The sequence below is a fragment of the Pseudomonas sp. R11-23-07 genome (assembly GCF_003852295.1).
Taxonomy (GTDB): Bacteria; Pseudomonadota; Gammaproteobacteria; order Pseudomonadales; family Pseudomonadaceae; genus Aquipseudomonas.
Genome location: NZ_CP027761.1, coordinates 4718749 through 4732067, shown reverse-complemented (window position 1 = coordinate 4732067; position 13319 = coordinate 4718749). Strand labels below are relative to the sequence as shown.

General features: G+C 55.2%; 8 protein-coding genes, 2 tRNA genes and 3 rRNA genes. All 13 read left to right on the top strand.

Annotation, left to right across the window (positions count from 1 at the left end; translation table 11 throughout):
- Positions 1-6 precede the first annotated feature (6 nt).
- On the top strand, positions 7-741 hold the full coding sequence (locus tag C4J84_RS21660; protein WP_124371876.1) for a M48 family metallopeptidase: 735 nt from the start codon (positions 7-9) through the stop codon (positions 739-741).
- The gene (locus C4J84_RS21655) at positions 741-1070 is read left to right on the top strand and encodes a YqcC family protein (RefSeq protein WP_124371875.1); all 330 of its coding nucleotides are present in this window, start codon (positions 741-743) and stop codon (positions 1068-1070) included. Before C4J84_RS21660 ends, C4J84_RS21655 begins: the two co-directional genes overlap by 1 nt.
- Positions 1071-1501: 431 nt before the next feature.
- Positions 1502-3226, top strand: a complete 1725-nt coding sequence (locus tag C4J84_RS21650; RefSeq protein WP_124364410.1) for an acetolactate synthase 3 large subunit — start codon at positions 1502-1504, stop codon at positions 3224-3226.
- Between the two features lie 2 nt (positions 3227-3228).
- Positions 3229-3720, top strand: a complete 492-nt coding sequence (gene ilvN, locus C4J84_RS21645) for an acetolactate synthase small subunit (protein WP_003176102.1) — start codon at positions 3229-3231, stop codon at positions 3718-3720.
- A gap of 46 nt (positions 3721-3766) precedes the next feature.
- Positions 3767-4783 carry a ketol-acid reductoisomerase gene (gene ilvC, locus C4J84_RS21640; RefSeq protein ID WP_003176099.1) on the top strand — a complete coding sequence of 339 codons (1017 nt, stop codon included), beginning with the start codon at positions 3767-3769 and terminating at the stop codon, positions 4781-4783.
- A 146-nt stretch (positions 4784-4929) separates the two neighbouring features.
- Complete coding sequence (gene pssA / locus C4J84_RS21635) at positions 4930-5787, top strand: CDP-diacylglycerol--serine O-phosphatidyltransferase (protein ID WP_124371874.1); 858 nt, start codon at positions 4930-4932, stop codon at positions 5785-5787.
- A gap of 63 nt (positions 5788-5850) precedes the next feature.
- Positions 5851-6864, top strand: a complete 1014-nt coding sequence (gene msrP, locus C4J84_RS21630; protein ID WP_124371873.1) for a protein-methionine-sulfoxide reductase catalytic subunit MsrP — start codon at positions 5851-5853, stop codon at positions 6862-6864.
- The gene (gene msrQ / locus C4J84_RS21625; protein WP_124371872.1) at positions 6864-7484 is read left to right on the top strand and encodes a protein-methionine-sulfoxide reductase heme-binding subunit MsrQ; all 621 of its coding nucleotides are present in this window, start codon (positions 6864-6866) and stop codon (positions 7482-7484) included. The genes msrP and msrQ overlap by 1 nt, the downstream gene beginning before the upstream one ends.
- A gap of 489 nt (positions 7485-7973) precedes the next feature.
- Positions 7974-9510: ribosomal RNA gene (locus C4J84_RS21615) — 16S ribosomal RNA — on the top strand.
- 82 nt (positions 9511-9592) lie between these two features.
- Positions 9593-9669: transfer RNA gene (locus C4J84_RS21610), tRNA-Ile, on the top strand.
- A 30-nt stretch (positions 9670-9699) separates the two neighbouring features.
- A tRNA-Ala gene (locus C4J84_RS21605) sits at positions 9700-9775 on the top strand.
- 249 nt (positions 9776-10024) lie between these two features.
- A 23S ribosomal RNA gene (locus C4J84_RS21600) occupies positions 10025-12916 on the top strand.
- Between the two features lie 157 nt (positions 12917-13073).
- Positions 13074-13189, top strand: a 5S ribosomal RNA gene (gene rrf, locus C4J84_RS21595).
- The 16S, 23S and 5S rRNA genes sit together here with 2 tRNA genes alongside, the layout of an rRNA operon.
- Positions 13190-13319 lie beyond the last annotated feature (130 nt).

Genomic DNA, 13319 nt, shown 5'->3' with positions numbered 1-13319 from the left:
TTTCAAGTGAACAAGTTGTGGATTCCAGCGATTACCGTTCTGGCTTTGCTCGGCGGTTGCTCCAGCGTGCAACGCGGCTCGATTCCGGTGGTGGATTCGAGTACCAACGTCTCCAATAATGACCGGATTTCGGCCAATGGCGGGTTTCGTCAAACCGTGACCAACCGCCCGGCACAGGCCAAGCCTCAGGCAATGCCACAGGATTCGGGCGTGGTGGTGATGGTGCCTGGCAGTGGCGCTGCAACCGCGGCCCCGATCAGCGCCGAACCCTGGACACCAGGCCCAGGCACTTCGGCGCCGATCGATTCCACGCCGATCCAGACGGCGCCGGTCAACCAGGGCGCTTACACCATGCCATCGACGCCGAGCGGTATTCCTTCGTCGTCCAGTGCCGGCGGCCTGTCGGCTGACGAACAACTGGATGGCCCGGTACTGGCGCTGCTCACCACCGCCCAGCAACAGCAGGCCGGTGGTGATCTCAATGGCGCGTCGTCGAGCCTCGAGCGTGCTCAACGCGTTGCTCCTCGCGAACCACAAGTGTTGTATCGCCTGGCCCAGGTGCGCCTGGCCCAGGGTGATGCGCCGCAAGCCGAGCAGTTCGCTCGCCGTGGTTTGACCCTGGCCAACGGTCGCCCCGACCTGCAAGCCAGCCTGTGGGGGTTGATCGGTGACGCGCGTGCCGCCCAGGGCGACGCTGCCGGCGCTGCCCAGGCTCGGGCAAAAGCCAAGGTCAGCCTCTGATGGATGGGCGGTTCCCGGCGATTGCCGAGCAGTTGTTATTGATCGAGCGAGAGTTGCGCGTGCAGGGCTGGTGGGACGCAGTGCCCCCCAGCGCCGAGGCGCTTAGCAGCGTCGAGCCTTTTTCGGTCGACACATTGGATTTTCACCAATGGCTGCAATGGATATTCCTGGTACGCATGAAGCAGATCCTCGAACAGGATCTGCCTTTGCCCAATGCTTCCGGCATTCTGGAAATGGCCGAAATGGTCTACGCCGACCGTCCGCGAGAGAGCCTTGGCTTGCGTAATGCGCTGAAAAAGTTCGACCAACTGATCGCTGACGCTGGTTAATTGCCTGACTGTCGGTTTTTCCGGCAGTCTTGCGCATATTTCTACCGCTTGACGACATTCAGGCGAGTTTTATCCCTCCTCACAGGCCTTTCTTCTACGTTCTCATGCGCTTAGTCGGAAAAAAGCGCAATTATTGCTTGACTTGAAGGGCCTGAAACAGAAGAATCCAAAGTCCGCTGTATCGGGACTGCCAGAAGCAGTCCCGCTCGGCAGATCATGAGGCGCACACCCGCGCCGACCTGTAACACCCGCAACGCGTTACCTCGCGCTGGGTGGGAAAAGCCCGCAACACTTGGGACGATCCCAATACTTGCTCAGTCAGTGCTGACGTAGTCGGCGACCACCGTCGCTCATGCTCTGTTGAGAAGTAAACCTATTAAGACCCGTCGGTTTTTAACGGACGGTATTCTGGCGTTTTAGAGGTGAACAACGTGGAGCTTTTATCTGGCGGTGAGATGCTCGTCCGCTTTTTGCGTGACGAAGGCGTCGACTATATCTACGGGTACCCAGGTGGTGCTCTGCTGCATGTCTACGACGCACTGTTCAAGGAACCGGCTGTTACCCACATCCTGGTTCGCCACGAACAGGCCGCAACCCATATGGCTGACGGTTATGCCCGTGCCACCGGTAAAGCCGGCGTGGTACTGGTAACGTCCGGCCCAGGCGCAACCAATGCCATCACTGGCATCGCGACTGCTTATATGGACTCCATTCCCATGGTGATCATTTCCGGCCAGGTCGCCAGCACCATGGTCGGTACCGACGCGTTCCAGGAAACCGACATGATCGGTATCTCCCGCCCGATCGTGAAACACAGCTTCATGATCAAGCACGCGTCGGAAATTCCGGAAATCATGAAAAAGGCGTTCTACCTCGCACAATCCGGTCGCCCGGGCCCTGTCGTGGTGGATATTCCCAAGGACATGACCAACCCGGCCGAGAAATTCGAATACATTTTCCCGAAGAAAGCCAAGCTGCGCTCCTACAGCCCGGCCGTGCGTGGGCACTCGGGACAAATCCGCAAGGCGGCGGAAATGCTTCTCGCGGCCAAGCGCCCGGTGCTGTACTCCGGCGGCGGCGTGATTCTGGGGGGCGGCTCCGCACCGCTCACAGAATTGGCCAAGCTGCTCAACCTGCCGGTCACCAATACCTTGATGGGTCTTGGCGCATTCCCGGGCTCGGACCGTCAGTTCGTCGGCATGCTCGGCATGCACGGCAGCTACACCGCCAACCTCGCCATGCACCACGCCGATGTGATTCTGGCGGTCGGCGCACGGTTCGATGACCGCGTGATCAACGGCGCGAGCAAGTTCTGCCCGAATGCCAAGATCATCCATATCGACATCGATCCGGCGTCCATCTCCAAGACCATCAAGGCCGACGTGCCGATCGTGGGTCCGGTGGAAAGTGTGTTGACCGAAATGGTCGCCGCGCTCAAGGACATCGGCGAAACGCCGAACAAGGAATCCGTTGCCAGCTGGTGGAAGCAGATCGACGAATGGCGCGGTGATCGCGGGCTGTTCCCGTACGACAAGGGCGACGGCAGCATCATCAAGCCACAAACCGTGATCGAAACCCTGTGCGAAGTGACCAAGGGCGATGCCTTTGTGACCTCCGACGTGGGCCAGCACCAGATGTTCGCCGCGCAGTACTACAAGTTCGACAAGCCTAACCGCTGGATCAACTCCGGTGGCCTGGGCACGATGGGCTTTGGTTTTCCGGCGGCCATGGGCGTAAAGCTGAGCTTTCCGGATGCCGACGTTGCCTGCGTGACTGGTGAAGGCAGCATCCAGATGAACATCCAGGAACTGTCAACGTGCCTGCAATACGGCCTTCCGGTGAAGATCGTCTGCCTGAACAACGGCGTGCTGGGCATGGTTCGCCAGTGGCAGGACATGAGCTACGGTAGCCGTCACTCCCACTCCTACATGGAATCGTTGCCGGATTTCGTCAAATTGGTTGAAGCCTATGGCCACGTCGGCATGCGCATCACCGATCTGAAAGATCTGAAGCCGAAAATGGAAGAGGCGTTCGCCATGAAGGACCGCCTGGTGTTCATCGATATTCAGGTGGATACCAGCGAGCACGTCTACCCGATGCAGATCAAAGACGGCTCTATGCGCGACATGTGGCTGAACAAGACGGAGCGTACTTAATCATGCGGCACATTATCTCCCTGCTTCTGGAGAACGAACCCGGCGCTCTGTCTCGTGTTGTCGGCCTGTTTTCGCAACGCAACTACAACATCGAAAGCCTGACCGTGGCCCCGACCGAAGACCCGACCCTGTCGCGCCTGACGTTGACCACCGTGGGCCACGATGAGGTGATCGAGCAGATCACCAAGAACCTCAACAAGCTGATCGAAGTGGTCAAGCTGGTCGACCTGTCGGAAAGTGCCCACATCGAGCGTGAGCTGATGCTGGTCAAGGTCAAGGCCACGGGTGCCCAGCGTGCCGAGATCAAGCGCACTACCGATATTTATCGCGGGCAGATCGTCGATGTGAGCGCCAGCGTTTATACCGTTCAACTGACCGGTACGAGCGACAAGCTGGACAGCTTCATCCAGTCGATCGGGACGGCCTCGATTCTGGAAACCGTACGCAGTGGTGTCACCGGGATTGCCCGTGGCGACAAAGTACTCAGCATCTAACCCAATTAGCGAATGGCCTTACGGCCTGGATATATAGAGGAACCTCATGAAAGTTTATTACGATAAAGATTGTGACCTGTCGATCATCCAGGGCAAGAAAGTCGCCATCATCGGTTACGGCTCCCAGGGCCACGCTCAAGCGTGCAACCTGAAAGATTCCGGCGTTGACGTCACCGTTGGCCTGCGCAAAGGCTCGGCGACCGTTGCCAAGGCTGAAGCCCACGGCCTGAAAGTGACTGACGTGGCTTCCGCTGTGGCGGCTGCCGATCTGGTCATGATCCTGACCCCGGACGAATTCCAATCCGCGCTGTACAAAAACGAAATCGAGCCGAACATCAAGAAGGGCGCCACCCTGGCCTTCTCCCACGGCTTCGCGATCCACTACAACCAGGTTGTGCCGCGCGCTGACCTCGACGTGATCATGATTGCGCCGAAGGCTCCGGGCCACACCGTACGTTCCGAGTTCGTCAAGGGCGGCGGTATCCCTGACCTGATCGCGATCTACCAGGACGCTTCGGGCAACGCCAAGAACGTTGCACTGTCCTACGCTGCCGGTGTCGGCGGTGGTCGTACCGGCATCATCGAAACCACCTTCAAGGACGAGACTGAAACCGACCTGTTCGGCGAACAAGCCGTCCTGTGCGGTGGTACCGTTGAGCTGGTGAAAGCCGGTTTCGAAACCCTGGTTGAAGCTGGCTACGCGCCGGAAATGGCCTACTTCGAATGCCTGCACGAACTGAAGCTGATCGTTGACCTCATGTACGAAGGCGGTATTGCCAACATGAACTACTCGATCTCCAACAACGCCGAATACGGCGAGTACGTGACCGGCCCGGAAGTGATCAACGCCGAGTCCCGTCAGGCGATGCGCAACGCCCTGAAACGTATTCAGGACGGCGAATACGCCAAGATGTTCATCAGCGAAGGCGCGACCGGCTACCCTTCGATGACCGCCAAGCGTCGTAACAACGCCGCCCACGGTATCGAAGTCATCGGCGAGCAACTGCGTTCCATGATGCCGTGGATCGGTGCCAACAAGATCGTCGACAAAGCCAAGAACTAAGTCGCACGTATCAAGGGAAAACGCGGCTTCGGCCGCGTTTTTTCGTTTGGGTAAGCGGGTTCTGGTATAAAGCTGCATCGTTTGCGGGCGAACACTCGCCGCAAGTATCTGTCGAATTTTTTTCACACCGTTGCAAGGTAAAGTCCATGAGCGAACGTCCCGAAGAGCCAAGCCAGGCTTCTGACGCCGAAAGCCTGCTGCCAATCGATGAACATGTCGAAGAAGGGCATGACGCGGAAGGCCGCAAGGTCCGGCATCGTGGCATCTATCTGCTGCCCAACCTGTTCACCACGGCGAACCTGTTTGCCGGCTTCTATTCCATCATCAACTCGATGAGTGCCCAGAGCGCATTGGCGGCGGGTGATGCCGTAAGTGCCAGCAAGTACTTCGGTTTTGCTGCCATCGCCATCTTCGTCGCCATGGTGCTTGATGGCCTGGATGGTCGTGTCGCGCGCATGACCAATACTCAAAGCGCCTTCGGTGCCGAGTACGACTCGTTGTCGGACATGGTTGCCTTTGGTGTCGCCCCGGCGTTGCTGGCGTTTGCCTGGGCTCTGGGTGACATGGGTAAGGTCGGCTGGATGGTGGCCTTCATCTATGTGGCGGGTGCGGCGTTGCGTCTGGCGCGCTTCAACACTCAGGTCGGTACTGCCGACAAGCGCTACTTTATTGGCCTGGCCAGCCCAGCTGCGGCGGGCGTGGTGGCGGGTATCGTCTGGGCGTTCAGTGACTACGGCATCCAGGGTTCGAAGATGTCGTTCCTGGTCGCCTTGATGGTTGCGGCGGCCGGCATGCTGATGGTCAGCAACATCAAGTACAACAGCTTCAAGGAGTTCGACCTCAAGGGGCGTGTGCCTTTCGTGGCGATTCTAGTGGTGGTGCTGGTGTTTGCGGTGGTGTTCAGCGACCCGCCGAGAATTCTATTGTTAGCTTTCTTGGCCTACGCCGCTTCCGGGCCGGTGCAGTACCTGCTGCATCTTCGCCGGGACAAAACATTGTCTTAATGTAATTTCCCCCATACTCCGCAGTCTATTGGTGCACCTGTCCTCCAATGCTGCGGAGTTGCCATGTTAATCAAGATCCCCAAAGCGTCCGATTGCCACGAATCGGATGTCACGCCTGAATCGTTCTACCTCTCTCGCCGCAGCTTGCTCGGTGGTGCGCTTGCCGGTATCGCCGCGAGCAGCTTGCCACGTTGGGCCAGTGCCGAAGAGGCGGCACGTTATGCCGATGTCGAGCCGGGCAGGGCGCCTGACTGGTTTACGCAAAAGCTTCCAGGCACCAAGTGGCAGGCTGTGACGGTCAAGGGCGAGGCCATCACGCCGTTCAAGGATGCAACCCACTACAACAACTTCTACGAGTTCGGCACAGACAAGGGCGATCCGGCGGCAAATGCGGGTTCGCTCAAGACTGAGCCCTGGAGTGTTGTGATTGATGGTGAAGTTGCGAAGCCGGGGCGCTACGCCTTGGAAGACTTCATGAAACCTTACGAATTGGAAGAGCGCATCTACCGGCTGCGCTGCGTCGAAGCGTGGTCGATGGTGATTCCCTGGATCGGCTTTCCTGTTTCCGCCTTGCTCAAGCAGGTTGAACCTACTTCAAAGGCGAAATTCATCCGCTTCGAAACGCTACAGGACCCGAAGAGCATGCCGGGTCAGCGTTCCAGTTTCGGCTTGATCGACTGGCCTTATATAGAAGGGCTGCGTCTGGACGAGGCGATGAATCCGTTGGCGATCCTTGCCGTGGGTATGTACGGGCGGGAGCTGCCTAACCAGAACGGGGCGCCCCTGCGTTTGGTCGTGCCTTGGAAGTATGGCTTCAAGAGCGTGAAGTCGATTGTGCGGATCAGTCTTGTCAGCGAGCAACCTAAAACGACCTGGCAGAGTATTGCTGCCGATGAGTATGGGTTTTATGCGAATGTGAACCCTACGGTTGACCATCCGCGCTGGACCCAGGCACGGGAGCGTCGTCTACCGAGCGGCCTTTTCAGCCCGAACGTGCGTGAGACGCAGATGTTCAATGGCTACGCGGATGAGGTCGCGGCTCTCTATACAGGTCTCGACCTGAAGAAGAATTACTGATGCGCTATCCGATCTGGCGCATCGGCGTCTTTATAGCCGTCGCTGTCTGGCCGTTGTTCTGGCTCTATGAGGCCTGGAGTTTTGCCCTGGGGCCCGACCCGGGCAAGGTGCTGGTGGATCGCCTGGGGCTGGGCACCTTGATCCTGTTGCTGATCACGCTCGCGATGACACCGCTGCAGAAGCTCAGCGGTTTGGCGGGGTGGATCGCAGTGCGCCGGCAGCTGGGTTTGTGGTGCTTTGCCTATGTGGTGCTGCATCTGGCGGCTTATTGCGTATTTGTCCTCGGGCTTGACTGGTCGCAGCTGGGCGTGGAGTTGCGTAAGCGTCCGTACATAATTGTCGGCGCCTTGGGGTTTTTGTCTCTACTGGTTTTGGCTGTGACCTCCAATCGTTACAGTCAGCGCCAGCTGGGCAGTCGCTGGAAGAAATTGCATCGCCTGGTGTACGTGATTCTAGGGCTCGGTTTGCTGCATATGCTGTGGATAGTGCGGGCTAACCTCAAGGAGTGGGCTATCTATGCTTCCATAGGTGCACTGCTTCTGTTGCTGCGCGTACCGCCAGTGATGCGTCGGATCCCGCGTCTTATTACTAAAAAAGCACCGGCAGCAACAAAAGCGTAATTAACCCTTGACGGCAGATTCTGTGCGCCTATAATTCGCCCCACTTCCGGCGCAGTCGAAACGGAAAACTCCTTGGTAAACAATGAGTTAAGTAGTTTTCGGCGGCAGGTTGCTTCAGTCCATCGAAGCCAAAAGGAAGTTGAAAAAGAGGTGTTGACAGCAGCGTGTAACGCTGTAGAATTCGCCTCCCGCTTACGAGAGATCGCAAGCGCAAGTGGTTGAAGTTGTTGAAAAATTCTTCGAAAACTTCTGAAAATAACCGCTTGACAGCAAATGAGGCTGCTGTAGAATGCGCGCCTCGGTTGAGACGAATAGCTCTTAACCAACCGCTCTTTAACAACTGAATCAAGCAATTCGTGTGGGTGCTTGTGGAGTCAGACTGATAGTCAACAAGATTATCAGCATCACAAGTTACTCCGCGAGAAATCAAAGATGTAACCAATGATTGCTGAGCCAAGTTTAGGGTTTCTTAAAAACCCAAAGATGTTTGAACTGAAGAGTTTGATCATGGCTCAGATTGAACGCTGGCGGCAGGCCTAACACATGCAAGTCGAGCGGTAGAGAGAAGCTTGCTTCTCTTGAGAGCGGCGGACGGGTGAGTAATGCCTAGGAATCTGCCTGGTAGTGGGGGATAACGTTCGGAAACGGACGCTAATACCGCATACGTCCTACGGGAGAAAGCAGGGGACCTTCGGGCCTTGCGCTATCAGATGAGCCTAGGTCGGATTAGCTAGTTGGTGAGGTAATGGCTCACCAAGGCGACGATCCGTAACTGGTCTGAGAGGATGATCAGTCACACTGGAACTGAGACACGGTCCAGACTCCTACGGGAGGCAGCAGTGGGGAATATTGGACAATGGGCGAAAGCCTGATCCAGCCATGCCGCGTGTGTGAAGAAGGTCTTCGGATTGTAAAGCACTTTAAGTTGGGAGGAAGGGCAGTTACCTAATACGTGATTGTTTTGACGTTACCGACAGAATAAGCACCGGCTAACTCTGTGCCAGCAGCCGCGGTAATACAGAGGGTGCAAGCGTTAATCGGAATTACTGGGCGTAAAGCGCGCGTAGGTGGTTTGTTAAGTTGGATGTGAAATCCCCGGGCTCAACCTGGGAACTGCATTCAAAACTGACTGACTAGAGTGTGGTAGAGGGTGGTGGAATTTCCTGTGTAGCGGTGAAATGCGTAGATATAGGAAGGAACACCAGTGGCGAAGGCGACCACCTGGACCAACACTGACACTGAGGTGCGAAAGCGTGGGGAGCAAACAGGATTAGATACCCTGGTAGTCCACGCCGTAAACGATGTCAACTAGCCGTTGGGAGCCTTGAGCTCTTAGTGGCGCAGCTAACGCATTAAGTTGACCGCCTGGGGAGTACGGCCGCAAGGTTAAAACTCAAATGAATTGACGGGGGCCCGCACAAGCGGTGGAGCATGTGGTTTAATTCGAAGCAACGCGAAGAACCTTACCAGGCCTTGACATCCAATGAACTTTCCAGAGATGGATTGGTGCCTTCGGGAACATTGAGACAGGTGCTGCATGGCTGTCGTCAGCTCGTGTCGTGAGATGTTGGGTTAAGTCCCGTAACGAGCGCAACCCTTGTCCTTAGTTACCAGCACGTTATGGTGGGCACTCTAAGGAGACTGCCGGTGACAAACCGGAGGAAGGTGGGGATGACGTCAAGTCATCATGGCCCTTACGGCCTGGGCTACACACGTGCTACAATGGTCGGTACAGAGGGTTGCCAAGCCGCGAGGTGGAGCTAATCCCAGAAAACCGATCGTAGTCCGGATCGCAGTCTGCAACTCGACTGCGTGAAGTCGGAATCGCTAGTAATCGCGAATCAGAATGTCGCGGTGAATACGTTCCCGGGCCTTGTACACACCGCCCGTCACACCATGGGAGTGGGTTGCACCAGAAGTAGCTAGTCTAACCTTCGGGAGGACGGTTACCACGGTGTGATTCATGACTGGGGTGAAGTCGTAACAAGGTAGCCGTAGGGGAACCTGCGGCTGGATCACCTCCTTAATCGACGACATCAGCTGCTCCATAAGTTCCCACACGAATTGCTTGATTCATTGAAGAAGACGAAAAGAAGCAGCCCGAAATTGGGTCTGTAGCTCAGTTGGTTAGAGCGCACCCCTGATAAGGGTGAGGTCGGCAGTTCGAATCTGCCCAGACCCACCAATTTTGTGTGGGAAACGCCTGTAGAAATACGGGGCCATAGCTCAGCTGGGAGAGCGCCTGCCTTGCACGCAGGAGGTCAACGGTTCGATCCCGTTTGGCTCCACCACTACTGCTTCTGTTTGTAGAAAGCTTAGAAATGAGCATTCCATCGTTGTGATGGTGAATGTTGATTTCTAGTCTTTGACTAGTTCGTTCTTTAAAAATTTGGGTATGTGATAGAAAGATAGACTGGACGTTACTTTCACTGGTAACGGCTCAGGCTAAGGTAAAATTTGTGAGTCGCTCTTAATTGAGTATGATCGAATTTTCGGCGAATGTTGTCTTCACAGTATAACCAGATTGCTTGGGGTTATATGGTCAAGTGAAGAAGCGCATACGGTGGATGCCTTGGCAGTCAGAGGCGATGAAAGACGTGGTAGCCTGCGAAAAGCTTCGGGGAGTCGGCAAACAGACTTTGATCCGGAGATGTCTGAATGGGGGAACCCAGCCATCATAAGATGGTTACCTTACACTGAATACATAGGTGTATGGAGCGAACCAGGGGAACTGAAACATCTAAGTACCCTGAGGAAAAGAAATCAACCGAGATTCCCTTAGTAGTGGCGAGCGAACGGGGACTAGCCCTTAAGTGGCTTTGAGATTAGCGGAACGCTCTGGAAAGTGCGGCCATAGTGGGTGATAGCCCTGTACGCGAAAATCTCTTAGTCATGAAATCGAGTAGGACGGAGCACGAGAAACTTTGTCTGAATATGGGGGGACCATCCTCCAAGGCTAAATACTACTGACTGACCGATAGTGAACTAGTACCGTGAGGGAAAGGCGAAAAGAACCCCGGAGAGGGGAGTGAAATAGATCCTGAAACCGTATGCGTACAAGCAGTGGGAGCCTACTTTGTTAGGTGACTGCGTACCTTTTGTATAATGGGTCAGCGACTTATTTTCAGTGGCGAGCTTAACCGAATAGGGGAGGCGTAGCGAAAGCGAGTCTTAATAGGGCGTCTAGTCGCTGGGAATAGACCCGAAACCGGGCGATCTATCCATGGGCAGGTTGAAGGTTGGGTAACACTAACTGGAGGACCGAACCGACTACCGTTGAAAAGTTAGCGGATGACCTGTGGATCGGAGTGAAAGGCTAATCAAGCTCGGAGATAGCTGGTTCTCCTCGAAAGCTATTTAGGTAGCGCCTCATGTATCACTGTAGGGGGTAGAGCACTGTTTCGGCTAGGGGGTCATCCCGACTTACCAAACCGATGCAAACTCCGAATACCTACAAGTGCCGAGCATGGGAGACACACGGCGGGTGCTAACGTCCGTCGTGAAAAGGGAAACAACCCAGACCGTCAGCTAAGGTCCCAAAGTTATGGTTAAGTGGGAAACGATGTGGGAAGGCTTAGACAGCTAGGAGGTTGGCTTAGAAGCAGCCACCCTTTAAAGAAAGCGTAATAGCTCACTAGTCGAGTCGGCCTGCGCGGAAGATGTAACGGGGCTCAAACCATACACCGAAGCTACGGGTATCACGTAAGTGATGCGGTAGAGGAGCGTTCTGTAAGCCTGTGAAGGTGAGTTGAGAAGCTTGCTGGAGGTATCAGAAGTGCGAATGCTGACATGAGTAACGACAATGGGTGTGAAAAACACCCACGCCGAAAGACCAAGGTTTCCTGCGCAACGTTAATCGACGCAGGGTTAGTCGGTCCCTAAGGCGAGGCTGAAAAGCGTAGTCGATGGAAAACAGGTTAATATTCCTGTACTTCTGGTTATTGCGATGGAGGGACGGAGAAGGCTAGGCCAGCTTGGCGTTGGTTGTCCAAGTTTAAGGTGGTAGGCTGGAATCTTAGGTAAATCCGGGATTCTAAGGCCGAGAGCTGATGACGAGTTGTCTTTTAGACGACGAAGTGGTTGATGCCATGCTTCCAAGAAAAGCTTCTAAGCTTCAGGTAACCAGGAACCGTACCCCAAACCGACACAGGTGGTTGGGTAGAGAATACCAAGGCGCTTGAGAGAACTCGGGTGAAGGAACTAGGCAAAATGGCACCGTAACTTCGGGAGAAGGTGCGCCGGTGAGGGTGAAGGACTTGCTCCGTAAGCTCATGCCGGTCGAAGATACCAGGCCGCTGCGACTGTTTATTAAAAACACAGCACTCTGCAAACACGAAAGTGGACGTATAGGGTGTGACGCCTGCCCGGTGCCGGAAGGTTAATTGATGGGGTTAGCTAACGCGAAGCTCTTGATCGAAGCCCCGGTAAACGGCGGCCGTAACTATAACGGTCCTAAGGTAGCGAAATTCCTTGTCGGGTAAGTTCCGACCTGCACGAATGGCGTAACGATGGCGGCGCTGTCTCCACCCGAGACTCAGTGAAATTGAAATCGCTGTGAAGATGCAGTGTATCCGCGGCTAGACGGAAAGACCCCGTGAACCTTTACTATAGCTTTGCACTGGACTTTGAATTTGCTTGTGTAGGATAGGTGGGAGGCTTTGAAGCGTGGACGCCAGTTCGCGTGGAGCCAACCTTGAAATACCACCCTGGCAACTTTGAGGTTCTAACTCAGGTCCGTTATCCGGATCGAGGACAGTGTATGGTGGGTAGTTTGACTGGGGCGGTCTCCTCCTAAAGAGTAACGGAGGAGTACGAAGGTGCGCTCAGACCGGTCGGAAATCGGTCGTAGAGTATAAAGGCAAAAGCGCGCTTGACTGCGAGACAGACACGTCGAGCAGGTACGAAAGTAGGTCTTAGTGATCCGGTGGTTCTGTATGGAAGGGCCATCGCTCAACGGATAAAAGGTACTCCGGGGATAACAGGCTGATACCGCCCAAGAGTTCATATCGACGGCGGTGTTTGGCACCTCGATGTCGGCTCATCACATCCTGGGGCTGAAGCCGGTCCCAAGGGTATGGCTGTTCGCCATTTAAAGTGGTACGCGAGCTGGGTTTAGAACGTCGTGAGACAGTTCGGTCCCTATCTGCCGTGGACGTTTGAGATTTGAGAGGGGCTGCTCCTAGTACGAGAGGACCGGAGTGGACGAACCTCTGGTGTTCCGGTTGTCACGCCAGTGGCATTGCCGGGTAGCTATGTTCGGAATAGATAACCGCTGAAAGCATCTAAGCGGGAAACTAGCCTCAAGATGAGATCTCACTGGGACCTTGAGTCCCCTGAAGGGCCGTCGAAGACTACGACGTTGATAGGTTGGGTGTGTAAGCGCTGTGAGGCGTTGAGCTAACCAATACTAATTGCCCGTGAGGCTTGACCATATAACACCCAAGCAATTTGACTACTCGAGAGAGCATCAGATTGCGGTGTGTGAAGACGCAATGAACCGAAAGTTCGATGCTCACAAAACACCGACTTCTATCCCATACCCAATTTGCTGAAGCGAGGCCACATGGCCACGACTCAGTACCCGAATTTCTTGACGACCATAGAGCATTGGAACCACCTGATCCCATCCCGAACTCAGTAGTGAAACGATGCATCGCCGATGGTAGTGTGGGGTTTCCCCATGTGAGAGTAGGTCATCGTCAAGATTAAATTCCGAAACCCCATTTGCGAAAGCAGATGGGGTTTTGTTTTGGGCGGTCGAAAAGTGCCAAGACGCTCATTGCAGTGGCCTTCAGTGCTAAAGTCCACGCCTCGATTCTTGCTTTCCCAAGGAAA